The 21,533-nt window shown below is 49.4% G+C and carries 18 protein-coding genes; 12 read left to right on the top strand and 6 right to left on the bottom strand.

The genetic code is table 11. The annotated features are described in order from the left end of the window. Positions 1-765, bottom strand: coding sequence for a hypothetical protein (locus MK185_09280; GenBank protein MCH2040813.1), 765 nt, complete (start codon positions 763-765; stop codon positions 1-3). Between the two features lie 124 nt (positions 766-889). Here MK185_09280 and purU point away from each other — a divergent pair, with 124 nt between their 5' ends. Continuing rightward, on the top strand, positions 890-1,741 hold the full coding sequence (gene purU / locus MK185_09275; GenBank protein MCH2040812.1) for a formyltetrahydrofolate deformylase: 852 nt from the start codon (positions 890-892) through the stop codon (positions 1,739-1,741). 97 nt (positions 1,742-1,838) lie between these two features. Here the strand turns inward: purU and MK185_09270 are convergent, their stop codons facing one another. Continuing rightward, positions 1,839-3,026, bottom strand: coding sequence for a thiolase family protein (locus tag MK185_09270; protein MCH2040811.1), 1,188 nt, complete (start codon positions 3,024-3,026; stop codon positions 1,839-1,841). Positions 3,027-3,429: 403 nt separating this feature from the next. Between MK185_09270 and MK185_09265 the strand changes: the two genes are divergently transcribed. The 3 genes from MK185_09265 (at position 3,430) to MK185_09255 (ending at position 9,855) form a co-directional block, all read left to right on the top strand. Next, positions 3,430-6,435 (top strand): Ig-like domain-containing protein, encoded by a 3,006-nt coding sequence (locus MK185_09265; protein MCH2040810.1) that lies wholly within the window; start codon positions 3,430-3,432, stop codon positions 6,433-6,435. Positions 6,436-6,504: 69 nt separating this feature from the next. Beyond that, positions 6,505-8,454: a DUF1302 domain-containing protein gene (locus MK185_09260; GenBank protein MCH2040809.1), complete on the top strand. Its 1,950-nt coding sequence runs from the start codon at positions 6,505-6,507 to the stop codon at positions 8,452-8,454. 36 nt (positions 8,455-8,490) lie between these two features. After that, positions 8,491-9,855: a DUF1329 domain-containing protein gene (locus MK185_09255; GenBank protein MCH2040808.1), complete on the top strand. Its 1,365-nt coding sequence runs from the start codon at positions 8,491-8,493 to the stop codon at positions 9,853-9,855. 152 nt (positions 9,856-10,007) lie between these two features. On the opposite strand, the gene MK185_09250 is transcribed toward MK185_09255, so the two are convergent. Genes MK185_09250 through MK185_09240 form a run of 3 tightly spaced genes read right to left on the bottom strand, consistent with a single transcriptional unit; the run spans position 10,008 to position 11,958 of the window. Then, positions 10,008-10,499, bottom strand: coding sequence for an outer membrane beta-barrel protein (locus MK185_09250; GenBank protein ID MCH2040807.1), 492 nt, complete (start codon positions 10,497-10,499; stop codon positions 10,008-10,010). A gap of 9 nt (positions 10,500-10,508) precedes the next feature. Next, positions 10,509-11,495, bottom strand: coding sequence for a serine/threonine protein kinase (locus MK185_09245; protein MCH2040806.1), 987 nt, complete (start codon positions 11,493-11,495; stop codon positions 10,509-10,511). A gap of 58 nt (positions 11,496-11,553) precedes the next feature. Beyond that, a complete protein-coding gene (locus tag MK185_09240) occupies positions 11,554-11,958 on the bottom strand; it encodes a ComF family protein (GenBank protein ID MCH2040805.1) in 405 nt (134 codons plus the stop codon). A 417-nt stretch (positions 11,959-12,375) separates the two neighbouring features. Here MK185_09240 and bioB point away from each other — a divergent pair, with 417 nt between their 5' ends. The 6 genes from bioB (at position 12,376) to MK185_09210 (ending at position 19,620) form a co-directional block, all read left to right on the top strand. Continuing rightward, a complete protein-coding gene (gene bioB, locus MK185_09235; GenBank protein ID MCH2040804.1) occupies positions 12,376-13,437 on the top strand; it encodes a biotin synthase BioB in 1,062 nt (353 codons plus the stop codon). A 139-nt stretch (positions 13,438-13,576) separates the two neighbouring features. Then, positions 13,577-13,828: a hypothetical protein gene (locus MK185_09230; GenBank protein MCH2040803.1), complete on the top strand. Its 252-nt coding sequence runs from the start codon at positions 13,577-13,579 to the stop codon at positions 13,826-13,828. A 49-nt stretch (positions 13,829-13,877) separates the two neighbouring features. After that, positions 13,878-14,795, top strand: coding sequence for a hypothetical protein (locus MK185_09225; protein ID MCH2040802.1), 918 nt, complete (start codon positions 13,878-13,880; stop codon positions 14,793-14,795). A 297-nt stretch (positions 14,796-15,092) separates the two neighbouring features. Continuing rightward, on the top strand, positions 15,093-16,898 hold the full coding sequence (locus MK185_09220; GenBank protein MCH2040801.1) for an acyl-CoA dehydrogenase: 1,806 nt from the start codon (positions 15,093-15,095) through the stop codon (positions 16,896-16,898). A 160-nt stretch (positions 16,899-17,058) separates the two neighbouring features. Next, complete coding sequence (locus tag MK185_09215; GenBank protein MCH2040800.1) at positions 17,059-18,849, top strand: acyl-CoA dehydrogenase; 1,791 nt, start codon at positions 17,059-17,061, stop codon at positions 18,847-18,849. A gap of 183 nt (positions 18,850-19,032) precedes the next feature. Then, positions 19,033-19,620 carry a TetR/AcrR family transcriptional regulator gene (locus tag MK185_09210; protein ID MCH2040799.1) on the top strand — a complete coding sequence of 196 codons (588 nt, stop codon included), beginning with the start codon at positions 19,033-19,035 and terminating at the stop codon, positions 19,618-19,620. 66 nt (positions 19,621-19,686) lie between these two features. Here the strand turns inward: MK185_09210 and MK185_09205 are convergent, their stop codons facing one another. Next, a complete protein-coding gene (locus MK185_09205) occupies positions 19,687-20,034 on the bottom strand; it encodes an HPF/RaiA family ribosome-associated protein (GenBank protein MCH2040798.1) in 348 nt (115 codons plus the stop codon). A 174-nt stretch (positions 20,035-20,208) separates the two neighbouring features. Between MK185_09205 and MK185_09200 the strand changes: the two genes are divergently transcribed. After that, positions 20,209-20,733 (top strand): opioid growth factor receptor-related protein, encoded by a 525-nt coding sequence (locus MK185_09200; protein MCH2040797.1) that lies wholly within the window; start codon positions 20,209-20,211, stop codon positions 20,731-20,733. Between the two features lie 34 nt (positions 20,734-20,767). Beyond that, a complete protein-coding gene (locus MK185_09195; protein MCH2040796.1) occupies positions 20,768-21,436 on the top strand; it encodes an HAD-IB family hydrolase in 669 nt (222 codons plus the stop codon). Positions 21,437-21,533 lie beyond the last annotated feature (97 nt).

The raw sequence follows: 21,533 nt of genomic DNA, 5'->3' as shown, positions 1-21,533 counted from the left end.
TCAGCTCGCCAGTTGTTGCAAACGCTTGAGAATACTGTCGGTGTAGCGCATTACCAGATAGGGAACCAGCCGGGCATTTTGGTCGCGGGCTGATTTTTCAATAAATAGCCATTGGCCCTTGATGCGGCTCAGTGACCGATTGGCTGCTGACTCGGTTTTCGTTTGGGGAAACATATCCAGGCCTTGCTTAAAACTCGCCATTAGCTCGGGCAACTGCGGTCCTTCAACGGACAGCGGCGCTCCCATCGATGATGCTGCTCGCTCGATGTAACGTTCAACCACTTGCTGCAATAATCGGGTTTGTTGTCTGGCCCAGTTTTGAGAGGCACTGAGCAGCAGCTCGTTATCTTCTGCCAGCAGCAGGGCGAGGTTATCCAACTCACGAGTCATGGCATTGGCCGCCTCTCGCATCAGTGTGACAACCTGAAGTTCTGGAAAAGCGCTCTCCTGAATCTCGGCCAGGTTGGCGTCAAGGTGTTGATTAAATGCGGACCAGTATGTTTTCACATTCTGGCTTTGTTTGAGGTAGCGGCCGTTCAGGCTGTTTTGAACTTCAGAATGGTTTTGCTGAGCTTGTTGCAGATGTTGATTAAGCCTTACGATTAACTCACCGTTACCTTCGTCTGCCTGAACATGATAATACTTCAATACCAGTGTTTTGACGGAAGTACCCAGATCAAAAACCCGTTGTTCAAGTTTTGCCGGGTCTGCGTGGCTGGGCAGGCAGATAAAGAACATGATAAAAGCTGACCGAAGGGTTAACATAGGCTACCTCTTTGGATTTAGAATTTATTATTCTTACTGCTAATATCAGCTAATCACTAAAACAGCTATCCTGCAACCTGATTAGTACAAACAGATAATAGTAAGTCGGAAAGTTTGGAATTATATGGAACGAGTTTACCGTTTAACCATTTCATGTCCTGATCGAGTGGGCATTGTTGCAAAAGTTGGTCAGTTTTTTTCCGGGCACGGTGGCTGGATTGTTGAGGCAAACCATTACTCAGATCCGGTAACCGGACGCTTTTTTATGCGTCATTGTATCCGTGCAGAATCCCTGCCTTTTGATCTTGATGGTCTGAAGCAGGCGTTCGAACCCATTGCTGATGAATTCGAGATGGACTGGCACCTGAATGATTCCGGTCAGTCGAAAAAAGTGATCTTGATGGCCAGCAAAGAAAGCCACTGTTTGGTTGACTTGTTGCATCGCTGGCACAGTAAAGAGCTTGTTTTTGATATTCCCTGCGTTATCTCTAATCACGATACCCTGCGGTCTCTGGTCGAGTGGCATGGAATACCGTTTTTCCATGTACCGGTTGATAAAGACAACAAGTCAGAGCATTTCCGACGCGTCAATGCCATCGTTGAGGAACATCAGGCGGATACAATTGTACTCGCGCGGTACATGCAGATTATTCCGCCAGAATTGTGTGAACGGTACGCCGGGCAGGTAATCAACATTCACCACAGCTTCCTGCCGTCATTTGTTGGAGCCAAACCCTACCACCAGGCAGCTGAACGTGGAGTGAAGCTTATTGGTGCAACCTGTCATTACGTGACGCAAGAGCTTGATGCGGGTCCGATTATTGATCAGGACGTGATTCGAATCAGTCACACCAATACGGTCGAAGACATGGTGCGCTTGGGTAAAGATGTGGAGAAAATGGTTCTGGCCCGCGGTGTGCGTAGCCACATTGAGGATCGGGTGTTACTGCACGGCAACAAAACGATCGTGTTTTGATGACGTACTGTTCTCGAGGGATTCCGGTCTCTCAAGCATAAAAAACGGGCAGTGTTTTCACATTGCCCGTTTTTTATTTACTTCGACTGAGTACTACTTACAGCATTTCAATTGCAACCGCAGTTGCCTCTCCGCCACCGATACACAGAGCCGCGACGCCTTTTGAGCCGCCGGTATTTTTCAAGGCATTCATCAGAGTTACGATCAGACGGGAACCGGTTGAACCAACCGGGTGGCCCTGGGCACAAGCGCCGCCATAAATGTTCACTTTCTCAGCATCCAGGCCCAGATCGATGATTGGCATCATCGCAACCATGGCGAATGCTTCGTTGATTTCAAAAACATCAACATCGTCTTTAGACCAACCCGCTTTGTTCAGAACCTTTTCAATGGCGCCAACAGGAGCAATGGTGAACTCGGACGGATGTTGAGAATTAGTACTGTGCGCAACAATACGAGCGATTGGCTTAGCGCCTTTTTCCTCGGCTGTGCTTTCGCGCATCAAAACCAGCGCCGAGGCGCCATCTGAAATGGAAGAAGCATTGGCCGCAGTTACTGTACCGTCTTTGGCAAAAGCCGGACGCAGTGTCGGGATCTTATCAATGTTGGCATTGAACGGTTGCTCATCGTTATCGACGACTGTTTCACCTTTGCGGGTTTTAACGGTTACCGGGACGATTTCTGCGTTGTTCAGACCTTCTTCGATTGCCTTCTTAGCGCGGGTCAGAGAGCGGATCGCGTATTCGTCCATTTGCTCGCGAGTGTAACCTTTTTTATCGGCAACTTCCTGGGCGAAAGCACCCATCAGCTTGCCGGTCTCTGCGTCTTGCAGACCGTCCAGGAACATATGATCCTGCGGAGCCGAACCTGCGCCCATACGGTAGCCTGCTCGTGCACCTTCGAGGACATAGGGAGCATTTGACATAGATTCCATTCCACCGGCAACGGCGATGTCAACACTGCCTGCTTTAATGGCATCGTGAGCAAACATAGTAGCCTTCATACCAGAGCCACAGAGTTTGTTAATGGTCGTCGCACCGGTTGCATCCGGCAGACCTGCTTTTCGCATCGCCTGACGAGCCGGACCTTGTTTCATACCGGCTGGCAATACACAGCCCATGGTCACATCTTCAACGTCAGCTTTGTCGATACCTGCGCGATTAATCGCTTCTTCAATGGCAACTGCGCCCAAATCAACCGCTGGAACAGAGCTCAGGCTGCCCATAAAGCCGCCCATTGGTGTACGTGCGCCGCCAACGATAACGACAGAATCTTGTTTAGACATGGATTTCCCCAGAGATATGACCTTTGAAAGTGGCGACATATTAGATCAAGGTCTGCTGAATTCACAGTCATAACAAAAATAAAACGCTCGTTTGAAGGTTGTGCTGGTGGCGTAATATGTCCTGTTTTTCTTTTGTTGTAATGATCTGTATATAAAGTGAACAATTATTGGCGGATGGTCGCTTGTGTCTGGGAAAAAGGTACCAGCAAGGCTGGCGGCGCTGGCATCTTTGGCTAAAGTGGTGTTACGTACAGATACAAAATGACCTGACCTCTACTACTGAATCATACTTTCGAGTGATGAGGGTGTCAGAGGGCAACATTATAGTCAGTGCATATCTTTGGGGCAGGTCGGCTCCGATAGGTGCACCAATAACCATAAAAAACACAGAACAGGTAGCAATATGGTGAAGAAAACGCTTCTCAGCCTTGCAATTGCAGCATCCGCCGCGGGCATGGCAGGCTGTCAAATCAGTAGTGTCGAAGATAATAAAGTCGACTCAAACCCAGTCGTGGCAGGTAAAGCGGGGACATCTCCGTCGGTTGTGACACCGATTTTTTCTGCCGGCAACAGCGATCTGCCGGTTAATATCGATCTGTTATTTGCCAGCGCGTCAGCAACTGATGGCACTGCAGAGGTATCCGATACCTCGCCGCCAGTGACAACAATGATCAGTGATCTGGCAGGATTCTCTTCCACCGCTACTATTGACATCGCCTTCAACTCTGCTCTTGATAAAGACAGCATCGGAAGCGGGTCAGTGTTTTTGATACGGTTGTTGAATAACGCCAATGATTCAACAGTCGACCCTCTTGACGTTCAAAGCAGCGTCAATGCGGCCGGTAATAATGGCGGTAGTCCTTTTGCTGCTACTCAGCCTGCTCCTGGTGTTGATTACGCAGTTGACTATGTAGAGTTGAATAATGGAGCAACTCCTACAATTCGTATTTCGCCGCTAAAACCTCTGGCATCCAAAACCAAGTACTTGGTTGTACTGACTGACAGCATCAAAGATGCAGCTGGGAATCCTGTTCAAGCATCTGCTGAATACGAGCTGCTGCGTGGCTCTGAAACTCTCCCTTCAGCTTCTCTGGCGCCAGTACGAGGTGCTATTCAGGGTTGGGAGCAACTGGCATCAGGTTACGTATCAACAGCAACGGGCGGCGCAGTTACACAAAGCGACTTTGTCCTATCTTACGCCTTCACCACTGAAGCGAAGGAAGATATTCTGCTGTCCATGGCGGCCCCTGAGAATTATATTTTTGGACTGTTGGCTAATACGGCCGGGATGGAGTCGCTACTGAGCGATGAAGCCGTAGACGGTCTGGTTGCAGGCGCTGCGGTAGCGATCAATGCAGCCAACGCTTCAACGGAAGGATGGACCAACCTGGACCCTTCCAAAGATGCGGATCGTGTGACCATCCGACTGAATACGGTTTATAAAACCCTTATCTCAAATACCCTTGCTAAATCGATCATTGCTGGGGGTGCAGCTAAGGCTGCTGCCGAAAACATTGCTGCTGGTGGCGCTCCTGGTGCTGGTACACAGGCAGCTATTGATAATTGGAATACTGCTAACTCAGATAATACCATTCCGGCAGACCCTGCGACCTGGACCAGCCAGAATAAAGACGCCGTTGCACAGGCCCTTGGTCAATATAATGATTCAACAGATAACGCAACGCTCGTTGCTACTGCAGCAAACGGTGCTGGAGATTTGTTGAAGGATGCAGCCAAACGTCCGGCAGCTCGCAATTTCATGCCGATAGGTGTGGATGCGAATGCTGACGGTGACTTTGCTGATGAAAATGAGCTTGTTGTTGCAATTCCTAACACATCTTTAAAACTGCCAGTCAGCACAATGTCCATGCAGGGAATGTTGTCTGTACCTCAGTTCATGGCCAAGAAATCGAGCAATGCGAGTTCATTCTGGACGGGTTCCACTTCTGTCGGTGGCGTGATTGATACCGCGCTGGGTAACGAATTGGGCACGACGCCTCCGAAAGATGCTGATCAGTCACTGAACGTGACCTATCGCTTCCCATTTGCACAGTACGTCGAAGACGCACAAATTCCTGTGCTGGTGACCTACCCGACGGATGCCGCTTGCGTCAAACCCGCTGATGGATGGAAAACCATCATTTTCCATCACGGGATTACGACTGACCGAACCAGTTCGATTGGCTTTGCGAATCAGATGGCAGCGCCAACCGCGGGCTGTTACGCAACGGTAGCGATTGATCATCCAACGCATGGAGCGGATGCTTCTTCAAGCGATCGAAATGGTGCAGCTGCTCGCTATTCTCTGTTCAATCCTTTCAATGTGGCCGGTTATGCTGTTGATGCAAGCACCACGCCGTTTGCTACAACGTTAGCTTCGGTTGCGCAGAGTGCTGGGGATGATAATCCATATGCTGGTCTAACCGAACGTCACGAGAACCTGGCGCTTGATGCAACTCAGCAAGTCATTTCGATGAATTTCACTCCAGGCAGCGAAGCGGGGAATTCCGGCGCTTTCTTCATTAATCTGTTAAATATGCAGCAAACCAGGGACCACTTGCGTCAGTCTGTGATGGATCTCCTGAACCTTAACGCGAGCATTGAAAATATCGATGTTGATGGCGATGGCAACGGTGACCTGGACGACAGTAACATCTATTTTGTTGGACACTCGCTTGGCGCAATTGTCGGAATGACCTACGTTGCAGTTAATAATGCTGTAGCCGGTAACACTCAGATTTTAGCTAAGGAACTTAATCCAATTAAGGCGGCTATTTTCGCTAATCCTGGTGGTCAGCTGCCGAAACTTCTTGAAAACTCTCCAAACTTTTCGGCGCAGATTCTGCCAGGCTTGGCTGCTTCTGGTCTGACGCAAGGCAACCCTGCTCTTGAGTCGTTTTTCAGCGTATTTCAGGCTCCACTGGATTCGGTAGACCCTGTTAATTTTACGGCCTTACTTAAGTCCACTTCCACTCCAACTCTGATACTTGAGATGGTTGGCGGAGGCTCAGTTGCTGCGGGTGACCAAAATACCAACTCGGAAGATGCTATCCCTGATACTGGTTTATCTGACATGTTGATCGCCGCAGGTGTTTACCCAGCAGACACTGTTGTACCAAACAATGCTAATCCTCCATTGAATGGTGTTGAGACAGGCAAGTCCTATCTTGCAGGTACTGACCCGCTTATCAGTCTGATGGGTTTGACTACAGTAACGGGAAGTGTCGCGGATGGGGATACCAAGCAATTCCTGGTTAGTAAGTTCAACCAGGGTACACACGGTACCGTTTCCTCAGCGGATGCACCAACCGTGTTCGCAGAGATCATTACTCAGGCAGCGACTTTCTTTGCATCAGATGGCGAAGGTTTGACCGTTGGAGACACTTCCAAGCTGAAAACCGAAGATTAATGATGTGGGCCCGCATTGGATTGCGGGCAAAAAAATTCTGAGAAGATAAGAATATTTTGGAGTCAGATTATGAATATAAAAACAGAGAGCCGTCTGATGAAGCGTAAACTTGCGTTAGCATTAGCAATTTCAGCCGCCTCTGCAGGGGTTGTAGCGGCAGAATTTAACTTCGGTGGCGCTTCTGCTCAATGGGATAACACCATCAGTTACGGCGTGGGTTGGCGTATGGAGGATCGTGACAAAGGTCAGATCATGACGTCAAACAGCCCATACATCGGGGGAGCGTCATCTGGTTCGTCGTATAACTATGACGATGGCACGCTCAATTATGATAAAGGTGACATTTACACGAATGTCGTCAAGTGGAACTCAGACCTCGAAATTACCTACGGTGATTTTGGCGGATTCTTCCGGGCTCGTGCCTATTACGATGCTGCGATCATGGATGATGACCCAGAGGTTGCACCATTTAATGACGCAACAAAAGACGCTGCGGGTAAAGGCGCAGAGTTGTTAGATGCATTTGTATGGATGGATCACTACTTCGGCGATGTTCCAGTGAGTTTACGTCTGGGTCGCCAGGTTGTGAGTTGGGGTGAATCTACCTTCATTCAGGGTGGTATTAACAGCATCAACCCGGTTGATGCATCCGCATTCCGTAAGCCTGGTGCAGAAATCAAAGAGGGTCTGTTACCCGTTAACATGGTGTATACCTCGATTGGTTTGACCGCTGACGTTACCGTTGAGGCTTTCTACCAACTGGAGTGGGAGAAAACCCGAACTGATCCATGTGGTACCTTCTTTTCAACCGTCGATTTTGTTGCCGATGGCTGTGGCCCGGTCATCCTCGGCGGCGATTCAACCCAGGATGAAATCATCGCGTTTCGTGATGCTGAGATTGCACAAGGCATCGCTTTACCCGATCGTGTAGCTCCGGTCACGGAGAGGCTTGACGATGATGAAGCCAAAGATTCCGGGCAGTACGGTATGGCACTGCGCTGGTATTCAGAAGCGCTTGGCGATACTGAGTTTGGTTTCTATTACATGAATATCCACAGCCGTGTTCCTTACATTAACGGTGTGGTGACAAACCAAGATCGTCTGGGTGTAATTGACGGCGTGTTAGGTGGAGGAAGCAGTAGTCCCGTTAACGCAGACGCTACTTACAATACCTACAGACCTCTGTATCAGATCGCATACCCTGAAGATATTCAGATCGCCGGTGTCTCTTTTGCGACGAGTACAGAAGGTGGAGCGTCAATCTCTGGTGAAATCAGTTATAAGCCAGACGCACCAGTGCAGTGGAACGCGTTTGAGCTGATCCTGGCCGGTAACGGTGCACCTTGGAGCAGGCTCTATCAGCAGCGCTCTGAGGAAGTAGGTGGCGATGCAGACGCCCGTCGTTCTTTGTATGGCGAGTTGGCTGAAGGTTACGATGAGTTCGATATCTGGCAGGCTCAGATGACGTTCATCAAGTTCTTCGATCGCATCCTGGGAGCCGACCGTATGGCGCTTGTGGGTGAAGTGGGCGTTACTTATGTTGCTGATCTGCCAAGCACTGATGATGCACGTTATGGTCGTTCTGGTGCTTATGGTATCGGTGATAATGCTGGTGTCTTCAGCGGCGTTCCAGCGAGTTACGACTCGTGTAAAGAAACCTTTTTACCGGACGGTACAACAGGTAACAGCTCTAAGAACGCGAATACTGACTATTGTACTGACGACGGTTACACGACCGAGCTTTCAGGCGGTATTCGTCTGCGTGCTGCTTTGGACTTCAATAATGCGTTTGCTGGTGTGAACGTTACGCCTACTTTCTCGTTGGCATACGACCAAGGTAACGGCCCTGAGCCAGGTACACAATTTGTTGATGATCGTCTGACCGCCGGTTTAGGCCTTGGATTCGTTTATCGCAACAGAACATCTGTTGATATTAATTACACCAACTTCAGTGGTGGTGATTACAACCAGATTAAAGATCGAGACAACATTAGCCTGTCGGCTAAGTACTCATTCTAATAAGAGAAGATCAGGAATATTTGAGGTTTAACAACCATGTTGAAAAAACAATATAAAACCTGGGGCAGTGCGTTAGCGTTGTCTCTTATGGTATCTGCAGTGAATGCTGCTGTTGCCCCGTCCGAGGCGGCAAAGATTGGCTCTTCTCTGACCCCTAACGGTGCTGAGATGGGTGGTAACGGTGGCGATATTCCTGCCTGGAGCGGCGGTATCACTAAGCCGCCAGCTGGGTACACAGTTGGCCAGAAGCACGTTAATCCATTTGCTGGTGATAAGCCTGAGTTTGTCATTACTGCGGCTAACTACAAACAATACGCTGATAAGTTATCTGACGGCCAAAAGGCGTTGTTTGAGAAATACCCGGAAACGTATCGTATGCCGGTATTTAAAACGCATCGTTCTGCGGCTTATCCTCAGTTCATCTACGATGCAACCAAGAAAAACGCGACCGATACTAAATTGGTTCAGGGTGGTAATGGCCTGGAAAATTATGTCGAGGGTACTCCGTTCCCAATCCCGGCTAACGGTCTGGAAGCTATCTGGAACCACATCGTTCGTTATCGCGGCGGTTCGGTTTCCCGTGTTGTCGGCCAGGCGACTCCTCAGGCAAACGGTGATTACACACTGGTGCGCTTTAAGGACGAATTTACTTTCAGAAATAAGTTGAAAGATTTCGATCCGAGCACGGATAACAACGTATTGTTCTACTTTAAACAGAACGTTGTATCGCCTGCGCGTCTTGCGGGTAATGTTCTGCTGGTTCACGAAACACTGGACCAGGTGAAAGAGCCTCGTAAAGCTTGGGTATATAATGCCGGTCAGCGTCGTGTACGTCGTGCACCGCAGGTTGCATATGACGGCCCGGGTACCGCCTCTGATGGTCTGCGTACTTCAGATAACTTTGATATGTTCAATGGCGCACCAGATCGCTACGACTGGAAGCTCGTCGGCAAGCAAGAGATGTACATTCCATACAACTCTTACGAGTTGAACAGTGGTGATGTTAAATACGATGACATCGTTAAAGCCGGCCATATCAATCAGGATCTGACTCGTTACGAGTTGCACCGTGTTTGGAAAGTTGAAGCGACCCTGAAGGAAGGCAAGCGTCACATCTACGGTAAGCGTGTGTTCTACATTGATGAAGACACTTGGCAGGCAACTGAAATTGATCACTACGATGGTCGTGGTCAGCTTTGGCGTGTCGCAGAAGCTCATAACATGATGTTCTACGATACACTCGTACCTTGGTACGCGGTCGAAACGCTGTACGATCTGAACTCTGGACGCTATTTGGTTCTGGGTCTGGATAATGAAGAAAGCGGTTCTTATGAATTCGGCTTCGAGCGTACTCAGAAAGACTACACGCCAGCAGCATTGCGTCGTTCAGGTCGTCGTTAAACGACTCCGGGAAAACGCAAACAAAAAAAACGGATGCTTGTGCATCCGTTTTTTTTGCCTTCAGAAAAGCGTTTGGTCGTGTTCAGATTGGGCAAATACGGGTAAATGTATCCTCAGCTTGTCAGCAAGTGAGGGCATTTTTAGCTGTACTATCAGAACTTATATATTGCCGCGAGCTGGTAAACTGTTGATGCATCTTTATTGATGAACTCAGCACGAATATCAAGTTGTGGGATGAGTTGAAACGCAGCACCAAACCCCATAAACATACCATCGTCATCGCCAAAATCGACCCCGGCCCGTGCCAGTGCTGAAAGGCGATTATCAATTTCCGGTAAGTGTTTCTGAGCGACTGCACTTAACCATATTCCGCTGATGTCATTATTGCCGACAAAGTCTCCTGTCTGGCTATAACCCAGTTCAACACTGGTATCAACCTGCTCAATGTCATCGTTTAGTGTGTAACCGGCGAAGAGCGAAAAACCGCTCGCATCAAGGTTTGAGCCACCAAAAGGGGAGTCGATGACGTTTTGCGATACACCACCACCGACATATAGCTTGTCGAGTTGAATCTGTATTTTCTCGTCGTTAGCCGTTGTGTTGAAACTGGCGAGTAGTGCGCCAATAGCGAGGATCTTTTTCATGATTGTTCCTTAATTAAACCGAATAAGTTCGATCGCGGGTTCGCGTAATGCAGCAAGCTGTTCACGCAGCGATAGAATATGTTGAGACCAGAATTGATGGCCCTCTAACCAGGGGAAAGCCTGCGGGAAAGCAGGATCCTGCCAGCGCTCACACAGCCAGGCAGCATAACGGGCGATACGCAATGTTCTTAATGCTTCAATGAGTGCCAGTTCCTGGGATGGAAACCGGCGAAACATTTCGTAGCCTTCTGCAATTGGTATTAATTGCTGCTGTTGCTCATGTCGCTCGCCACTGAGCAACATCCATATATCCTGCATTGCCGGGCCTTGCAGGCAGTCGTCGAAATCGACCATGTAAAGTTCTTCATTACGCAATAACAAATTTCCCGTATGCAAATCACCGTGTAGCCTCAGTGATTCGAAGCGATTTGGCTGGTAACGCTGTTGCATTTCCTCGGTCAGGTCAGCCATCAGGGTTGTGTACGCTGCATGATAATCCGGCGGCATTAAATCTGAAGATACAACCTGCTCTGCCGCTAAGATCAGGTCATCGGCACCCAGAACAGTTGGGCGATGAACAAAATGGCGGCGTGAACCCAGATTATGCAGTTGGCCTAACCAGCGACCCAGTAATTCCAGATCATCTTCACTGCTGAGTTCGGGCGCATGTCCCCCTTGGCGTTTGAAGATCGCAAAATAAAAGCCCGAGTAGTGGAACAGTGATTTGCCGTTGACAACCATTGGTGCGATGACTGGTAATTCTTGTTGTTGTAGCTCCAGCAGAAAATTATGTTCTTCCTGGATGCATTCTTTGCTCCACCGATCTGGGCGATAGAATTTAGCAATCAGAGGTTGCCCTTCTTCAATACCAACCTGGTAAACACGATTTTCATAACTGTTCAGGGGGAAAATCCTGGCATCACAGACGTAACCCAGAGTTTCTATAGCATCCATCACTGTTTCTGGTGTCAAATCGCTATAAGGGTGGTTGGTCATACATTTTCACCAGTGTCATTAAACTGGGCGCAAGTATGCCGCAAAGACACTGATTTCCCTAACTCACTGAGCGGTACTCTGGTGGTGGCGTGCGCGCCAATGCCCAGCCCCCGACAATTGCTGCACCTTGAGATTTCAGGCAGCGGGCGGCAACGTCCATAGTCGCACCGGTCGTCATCACATCATCAATGATGATCAGGTGCTGTCCTGCTAAATCCCGATTACCAGCTCGTAAACTATGCCGGAGGTTTTTTTTTCGTTGAGAGCGATTTAATGTTCTCTGATCCTCAGCAGGCTGCTTGAATAACGCGTCGTTTATGATGGGAATATCAGTGGCGCGACTCAGATGATGGGCGAGCAATTCTGCAGCGTTGAAGCCTCGCACCATTGTTCGTCCGAAAGATGAAGGAATAAACACCAAGCCATCTGCTGCTGCGAGTGTCTTCGGTGGTTGTTTAAGCATGAGTAATGCGAATTTGTTACACCAGATAAATTGCCGCTGATCTTTGAGCTGATGTAACCAGTTTGAGATCGGCGGTTGGTATAGAAAGTGGCAATGGCTGTAATCAAATGCAGGCGGTAATTTCTGGCAACGGCCACATCGCAGCTGGCTTTGTGAGCCCAGTACGGACGCTATAGGCTCAGAACACTGGCTGCAAGCGGGCTCTGGTGTATTCAAACTGTTGTAACAACGCTTGCAGAGAAACGGCGTACAATCCACGGCGTCCAAACACAGCTCGCACTGGCTGTGATCATCTAATATCTGTCTAAAAAATGAGCGGATGTTCTCTCTTACACGATACAAAGTTGACCACTCCCTGTGAAAACTTAATATGTACAATTACGCAAATAATATAGTAGTGATGGCAGAGGATTAACTATGGGTCAGGTGGCTGAATTAAATACCGGCACACGTCATGACTGGACAGTGGCTGAGGTTGAGGCACTGATGAGTAAGCCGATGAATGATTTATTGTTCATGGCTCATAGTGTTCATCGTCAACACTTCGATCCTAATCAGGTTCAGGTTAGTACTCTGCTATCTATCAAAACCGGTGCTTGCCCTGAAGACTGCGCCTATTGCCCACAGAGCGCACGTTACGACACCAAGTTAGAAAAAGAACGCCTGATGGAAGTTGAGGCTGTTATCGAGAAAGCCAAAGCAGCGCAGGCGGCTGGATCGGATCGCTTTTGTATGGGGGCAGCCTGGCGCTCGCCGCGAGAAAAGGATATGCCTTACGTGCTCGCGATGGTGAAGGGTGTAAAAGATCTGGGAATGGAAACCTGCATGACATTAGGCATGCTGGACGAAGATAAGTCACAGCGCTTAGCTGATGCTGGTCTTGACTATTACAACCATAACCTCGACACATCCCCGGAATACTACGGCGATATCATCACGACCCGAACTTATTCCGATCGTTTAGAAACTTTGCAGAATGTTCGTGATGCCGGTATGAAAGTATGCTCGGGTGGCATTCTCGGTATGGGCGAGCAGGTGAAAGACCGAGCTGGGTTGTTGGTTCAATTGGCAAATATGCCGAAACATCCGGATTCAGTACCGATCAACCAACTGGTGAAAGTCGCTGGTACTCCTTTGGAAGCAGAGGGTGATCTGGACCCTCTGGATTTTGTGCGGACCATCGCTGCAGCCAGAATTATGATGCCAAAATCTCATGTTCGTCTCAGTGCGGGTCGTGAGGAGATGACCGAAGAAATGCAGTCAATGTGCTTTTTCGCCGGTGCGAACTCAATTTTCTATGGTGAATGCCTGCTGACGACGCCGAATCCTGCCGCTAACAAAGACCAGGATTTGTTCCGCAAGCTGGGGATTAATTCTGATCACAAAGTGACGAAGCAACCAAAAGAGCTGGAAGAACTTTTAAAAGTGGCGGCCAAAGACGATCCTAATGTACAGTTCTACGATGCAACAGCCAGCTAGGCGACCGTTTTCGAAGAACTTTAATCATATAATAATTAGATCTAACAGAAGCCAGCTATAAGCTGGCTTCTGTTGTTTTGGCTGCTTAAAATATAAACAATCGTTAAACATTGTCGTCAGTTTAAAACTGGAGGTATGTATGAATATTGGTTCTACCGCAGGATCGGCATTTACCACCGCAACTGCTGGTATCAATCAGAGCACAGATCAGGTTAAGCGGGCGGCCCAAGAGGTTGTTGATGCGACGACTACCCGCCCTGTTGAGGGAAGCGGCAAGCTTGCCGAGGCCACTACAGATTTAAAACAGGCGGAACGCTCCGTCGAAGCTAACGCCAAAGTTGTTCAGGCGGCTGATAAAACCTTAGGCTCTATTATTGATATCGAGGCCTGAGTTTGTCATGAATGACAACTGTACTGAGTAACTCCGCATGCAGATTTCAGTGAATTCGAACCAGATTACGGCGCCCGCGGCACCTGCAAATATTGCCGGGGGCGTTGGTGTGTTGGCGGTTGATGAAGCGGAGAACGCAGACTCAGTTGCGTTTGCACCGATTGATGCGGTATCCATCAGTGAAGCTGGGCGCCGTGCCAGTGAGCAGCCGATCCAATCCGTACAAGTGGTGGAGAAGAAGGCTGATGATGCTGATTCAGACCGTCGTGATGGTGAAAATGGCGGAGAGGTTCAGGCCATTGATTCCAGCGAGGAGGAGCGATCAGGGGTGCAACGGGATGTCTCTGCGGAGCGCAAAGAAGCTCAGGACAAAGCAGAGCAACGTCAGCAACAGGCTGATTTGGCGGTTATCCGTGAGTTAAAGGCGCGTGATGCAGAAGTGAAAGCGCACGAAGCTGCACATGCAGCGGTTGGTGGCGAATTAGCCGGTAGCCCATCTTATACTTACGAGAAAGGTCCTGACGGTGTTCGATATGCCGTCGGTGGTGAGGTTTCCATCGATGCGAGTAAAGTCGCGGGCGATCCACAAGCGACTCTGGAGAAAATGCAGCGTGTACAGCGGGCAGCCCTTGCACCGGCAGAACCTTCCACGCAAGACCGACAGGTTGCTGCTTTAGCAGCTCAGCAGGCAGCGGAGGCGCGTTCGGAGATTTTAAGTGAACGTCGCAACGTCGCAGAAACAGAGAGTGATAAGGGTGCCCAGTCACTGAGCGCTGAAGAGAGAGCGGCCGAAGAGAAAGAGAAGAAAGAAAAAGCAGAGGCTGCCGAAAAGCGCAAAGACAGCCAAACTGCGGCCGATGTATTCTCCGAACAGAATCAGCGGTTACGTCGAATAAACGAATTCTTGCTGGAAATTTCTACACCACCGGCGGCCAATGCCGGTGATCTCATCGATGATGTGGTGTGATATACACCCCGGATTTTTGCACGTCACACCACGGCACAGCATTCCAATCTCAGCGCCTTGAGCGAAATATCACTGATTGACATTCCTGACCCATCAGACACTCTAATCCGCAACCGATTTCATCCGAATTCGCAGAAAAAAGCCAGTGCTTGCTATGCTGCTCAGGCTTGACAATATTGGTAGGCGAACGTATGTTTCAAACACTTGTTTGAAAAAGGTGGTTGCTACAGACCGCCGCACTAATAAACAGCAGCCGTGATGCTGCCCGAACATAATAAGGCAAAGAGGTCAGTCGCTATGCCAGAGTATAAAGCTCCCGTACGTGAAATTAAGTTCGTTATGGACGAAGTGTTGGATATGCCAGGCCATTACGCCAGCCTGCCAGCCTTTGCTGAGAACGCTACGCCGGAAATGATCGACGCCATCGTAGGCGAAGGTGCAAAATTCTGTGAAAACGTATTGGCCCCGCTGAACCGTGTTGGTGATGAGGAAGGTTGTACTCGTCATGAAGATGGTTCTGTAACCACCCCAACCGGGTTTAAAGAAGCGTATGCACAGTACGTTGAAGGTGGTTGGCCAACTCTGGCTCACGACGAAGAAGTGGGCGGCCAGGGCCTGCCAGAATCTCTGAGCACCGTTATCTCTGAGATGATTGGTACTGCTAACTGGTCTTGGGGTATGTACCCAGGTCTGTCGCACGGCGCAATGAACACAATTTCTTCCTGGGGTACTCAGGAGCAGAAAGACACTTACCTGACCAAACTGGTAAGCGGTGAGTGGACCGGTACTATGTGCCTGACCGAACCACACTGTGGTTCTGATTTGGGTATTCTGAAGACCAAAGCAGAAGCCAATGCTGATGGTTCTTACTCTATCTCTGGTACTAAAATCTTTATCTCTGCCGGTGAGCACGACATGGCAGAGAACATTGTACACATTGTTCTGGCTCGTCTGCCTGGCGCTCCAGAAGGTACCAAGGGTATTTCCCTGTTCATCGTACCTAAGTTCAACGCAAACGAAGATGGCACTGTTGGCGATCGTAACGCAGTGGTTTGTGGCTCAATCGAACACAAAATGGGTATCCATGGTAACTCAACGTGTGTGATGAACTTCGACGGCGCAAAAGGTTATCTGATTGGTCCTGAGAACAAAGGCCTGAACTGCATGTTCACCTTTATGAACACAGCACGTATCGGTACGGCGCTTCAGGGTGTTACGGCTGCAGAAGGTTCTTTCCAGGGTGCTCTGGCATACGCAAAAGACCGTCTGGCAATGCGCTCTCTGACTGGCGCGAAAGCACCAGAGAAAGCTGCTGACCCAATCATTGTTCACCCTGACGTTCGTAAGATGTTGCTGACCCAGAAAGCGTTTGCTGAAGGTGGTCGTGCGCTGGTTTATCTGGCTGCCCTGCAAAATGACATCGTTCACAAAGGCAACTCGGACGAAGAGAAGAAGGCTGCAGACGAATTGCTGGGCTTTCTGACTCCAATCGCGAAAGCGTTCCTGACCGAAGTTGGCTGCGAAGCGACTAACCTGGGCGTTCAGGTATTTGGTGGTCACGGTTTCATCGCTGAGTGGGGTATGGAACAGCTGGTGCGTGACGCTAAGATTTCTACCATTTATGAAGGCACTACCGGTATTCAGGCACTCGACCTGTTGGGTCGTAAGGTACTGATGACCCAGGGGCAGAGCCTGAAGAACTTCACCAAGATTGTTCACACTTTCTGCAAAGAAAATGCTGAGAACGAAGCGATGGCACCTTTCATTGCTCCTTTGGCAGAGCTGAACAAAGAGTGGGGCGATCTGACCATGAAAGTGGGTATGAACGCTATGAAGAACCGTGATGAAGTCGGTTCTGCATCGGTGGACTACCTGATGTACTCAGGTTACGCAACGTTGGCGTACCTGTGGGCTAAGATGGCAAAAGCTGCACAAGATGCGCTTGCCAGTGGTACTACTGAAGAAGATTTCTACAACGCCAAGTTGACCACTGCACGTTTCTATTACTCTCGCATCCTGCCACGTACTAAGTCGCATGCGGCGACGATGCTGGCTGGTGCAGACAGTCTGATGGATCTGCATGAAGAACACTTTGCGTTCTAATCTGATCTGACACAAAAAACCGCGCTTCACGACAGTGTTGACGCGGTTTTTTGCGTTCTGGTATAGGCAATTTAATTTCAGCCGTTACAATAGCGGCGTTTTGTTTGTTGGTCTGTCGCTGGAGCCAATGACAGAACAAAAAATATACACGAGGTGAATCATGGCAGAATATAAGGCACCATTGCGCGACATGCGCTTTGTCCTGAATGAAGTTTTTGAAGCAGACAAACTGTGGAGTTCGTTAGCTGGTTTGGAAGGCGTTGTTGATGTTGAGACCGCCGAGGCCATCCTGGAAGAGTGTGGCAAGATTGCCAGCCAGGTTCTGGCGCCACTGAACCGTGAGGGTGATGAGCAAGGCTCTACCTGGAAAGACGGTGAAGTGACTGCGGCTCCGGGCTTTAAAGAAGCGTATCAGACATACATTGAAGCCGGTCTTAACGGCCTGGGCGGTAATCCTGAGTTTGGTGGCATGGGCATGCCTAAAACTCTGGTGGGTCAGATGGAAGAAATGGTACAGGGCGCCAACATGTCGTTCGGCCTGGCTCCAATGCTGACCGCGGGTGCATGTTTGTCGCTGAATGCTCACGGCTCCCAGGAACTTAAAGAAAAGTATCTGCCAAATATGTATTCCGGTGTTTGGTCAGGCGCCATGGATCTGACTGAGCCACACGCAGGTACTGACCTGGGTATTATCCGTACCAAAGCGACGCCAAATGCTGATGGCTCTTACGATGTAACCGGTACCAAGATCTTCATCACCTGGGGTGAGCATGATATGGCCGAGAACATTATTCACCTGGTGTTAGCTAAGCTGCCAGATGCACCGGCAGGGCCGAAAGGTATTTCCCTGTTCCTGGTGCCTAAGATCCTGGTTAACGAAGACGGTTCTCTGGGCGAGAGCAACACCATGGGCTGTGGGTCAATCGAACACAAAATGGGCATCAAAGGCTCAGCCACTTGTGTGATGAACTTCGATGGCGCGAAGGGCTGGTTAGTTGGCGACGAAAATAAAGGCCTGGCAGCAATGTTCACTATGATGAACTACGAGCGCCTGGGTGTTGGCGTTCAGGGTATTGGTGCAGCGGAAGCGTCTTACCAGAATGCCGTTGAATACGCTCGTGATCGCATCCAGTCTCGTGCGCCAACCGGTGCTCAGGCGAAAGATAAAGCCGCTGATCCGATTATCGTACACCCTGATGTTCGTCGTATGCTGATGACTTCACGTGCCTTTACCGAAGGTGGTCGTGCATTCTCCACTTACGTCGCTAAGTGGCTGGACATCGCTAAGTTCACCGATAACGAAGACGACCGTAAGCATGCGGATGCAATGCTGGCACTGCTGACGCCGGTTGCAAAAGCCTTCCTGACTGATAACGCGCTGGAATCTGCCGTGGCCGGTCAGCAGGTGTTTGGTGGTCATGGCTTTATCCGTGAGTGGGGTCAGGAACAATACGTTCGTGATATCCGTATCACCCAGATTTATGAAGGTACCAACGGCATCCAGGCACTTGATCTGATGGGTCGTAAAGTGGTTGGTAACAATGGCGCCTTCTATAAGCTGTTCGAGCAGGACATCAATGAGTTCATTGCGACTCAAGTGGATAATGAAGCGATGGTTGAGTTCATCGAGCCATTAAAAGCGGCGCTTGAAAACCTGAATGATCTGACTCAGTGGGTGATCGACAGTGCGCAAAATAACCCGAATGAAGTTGGTGCGGCTTCGGTTGAATACCTGCAGGTATTTGGCTACACCGCGTTCGCCTTCATGTGGGCTAAGATGGCATCTGTGGCACTGAACAACGCTGACGAAGCTTTCTACAAAGCGAAACTGGGCACTGCACGCTTCTTCGTGAAGCGCTTATTGCCGCGTTACATTGGTCTCACTGCTGCCGTGAAAGGCGGCGCAGAGCCATTGTTTGAGCTTGGCGAAGAGATGTTCGAAACGGCCTGATCAGCGGTTTCTGAATGCTAAAAAAACCACCTTCGGGTGGTTTTTTTATGTCCGTCATGTTGGATTGCAGGTTTTGCACATTGGAATATGATGTCGTTGGTCAAAACGACAATTCGCTGGGGCTGACATCCGTCATATGCTTGTAATAGACTGTTGTCTAACATTTATAAGAAAATCAAAGTTATGCCTAAAGACGTTGATAAGCGGGTCGAGCGCACCCGGCGTTTATTAATGGATTCTCTGCTGGAGCTGATGGCTGAACAGCCTTATGGAAAAATCTCAGTCGCGAATGTGTGCCAGCATTCCGGAGTGGCGAGACCCACCTTTTACCTGCATTACCATTCAAAAGATGATTTGCTCCGTGGCTATATTGAACGGATGTTTCTGCAGTTTTATGCGGAAGTTGAGCCATCTCTGAGGGCGTCACCGAATGTCGATCCTCAGATTGCCGAAATCATGTTTCGGCAATGGTCGGATAACGCACGTTTTGCCAAATTATTGGTGGAAGCGGATGTTGAGGCTCTGATGCTGGCCGAATTCAAACTGTATGTTGGTCGTGTTATGGAGGGGTATATCAACGCCCACGCAGCGCTTATTAAAGATCGTAGTCAGGTGAATTATGTCGTCGACTTTTTAACCGGGGCATCTTTTATGGTGGTTGTACGCTGGATTAAAGAAGACTTTCCGATTTCACCGCAGGACATGGGGCGGTTATACGCCGATCTGGTTCGCCCTGGGCTGCTGCAGGTGATGTTAAAAGGTCGTTTTTGAGTAGCGCGATAAGCTTAACAACATCAAAAGGCTCCTGGAGGAGCCTTTTCTATTAGTGTGATGATATCAGACGATGCTAGCCCGGCGATTTTTGTCGACGCGCTTGTCGTGAATTTTACGGATTTTACGTGACGCTTTATCGAATGCATCGCGCACGGCTAAGTACATGTCTTCATGATCCGTGTTGTCGTGATTGTCATTCGTAATCGCAACGGTCTCTCCCGGTAAACCGATTTCCAGCGAGACGTGAGCCAATTTACCTTTGTTGCTGTGATTATGGGGCATAGCGACAACCGCTCTTACCCCGGTTATCCCGTCGTATGTTGAGGTCAGCTTGCCAGCCTTCTCCCGAATGGTTTGTTCAATGCTGTCAGAATGATCGATGTCGCGGAAGCTGATTTCCAAACCTTTCATAGTCGCTCCTTTTGTTAGTTGCTTACTAAGAATGGATTATTCAGATTACTCTGACCATGTCTTAGGTCAACTATTTATAACGGAAAGTAACTTCCTTTTGATTGAGACTTTGGTAACCGTCTTTGCGTCATTTTAGGGCTATACTGGTTCAGTTAACCACCAGATGAGCGCGTTATGCATTCACTCATTGCTTTCTACAAAAGTACCGGAACCGACCACCGTGGCAGGACGCTCAGTGGTATTCTGGCGTTCTCAGACAGCGAGTTGGAGAGTTGCCATGACTATATCCAGTGGTTATTTCCCTTGCGCAATCCCAGTCCTTATAACCCGGAAGCGCCGGTTGTCACGAAGGAAGTTGCAGTGGAATTCCGTCGCGATGATGAGCTTCAAATCACGGTTCACCGTGTATTGCTGCGTATGTTGCAGTTTTATGGTGTGGTTCTGCGGGAAACGCCACAGGGCTTTGAGTTGCTGGCGCCAAAGAACGTGCAGGAGTTACATTGGATGACTCCGGATAATCACAACCATAGGCGCCTTAGCCGGATGTTGGCATCGCTGAAATTATTCGGTCTGGACACCCATGTAACTGCCCTTTGGCAGGGGTTGCAGCAATTGGCGCTGGCAAATCCTGACGCCATATCGACTGCCACCATTACCCATTGGCGCCTGGCTGCGCTGGGGGTCAGTGAGCCGTTGTGATAGGCTAGCGCACTGACCAATAACGAGCATTACTATGCAGGTTTTTGATCTTCCTGTTGTGTTTTTCGATCTCGACGATTCTTTGATCAACAAGGATGCTAACAGTCTTTGGATTAAGTGGCGCTTCAAACATGAGCGCTGGGCTATGGTCGAAGCGCTTCAGGCTCTCGCTTCGTTATATCGGGCTTATAAGAAAGGCACGGTGACCCATGCACGCCTCTCTAATTACTACCGCACACGCACGCGTGGTATGACCCTGGCTGAATACCGCCAGAGGGTTGATGACTTTTTTTTCGAGCGCGGCAATCTTCATATTTATCCCCAGGCTGCATCATTACTGTTCGCGTACCAGCGACAGGGAACAGAGTTGGTCATGATTACCGGCTCTGACAATGTGGTGGCTGAGGCTTACGCAAAAGAGTTGGGTATCCCTCACGTTATCAGTAATCGCTTGGTTGAAGAAAATGGCGAGATCAGCGGCTTGCAGCAACCTATGTGTTATGGCGATGGTAAAGTGGCGCTGGCGCGGCAGTTTTTACTGGAGCGTAACCTGACCTTTGCTGATGCCGCTTTTTACACCGATAGTCATTCTGATGTGCCCTTGCTGGAAGCAGTTGCACAGCCTGTTGTGCTTAACCCGAATGAGGAATTGCGTTTGATCGCTCTTGAAAAACACTGGCCTTGCCTGGATTGGCGCGAATAAAGTGTTCCATTCCTGCTTATGCTTGTCGGCTGTGCCTTATCTGGTATAGTTCGGCTACCCAATCACATTTCCCCTGATTATCGGAGAGCGCGGTGTT

The organism is Saccharospirillaceae bacterium (genome assembly GCA_022448365.1).
Lineage (GTDB): Bacteria > Pseudomonadota > Gammaproteobacteria > Pseudomonadales > Oceanobacteraceae > Bacterioplanoides.
Note: the sequence above shows the minus strand (reverse complement) of the source record. Positions and strands in the feature narration are given on the sequence as shown.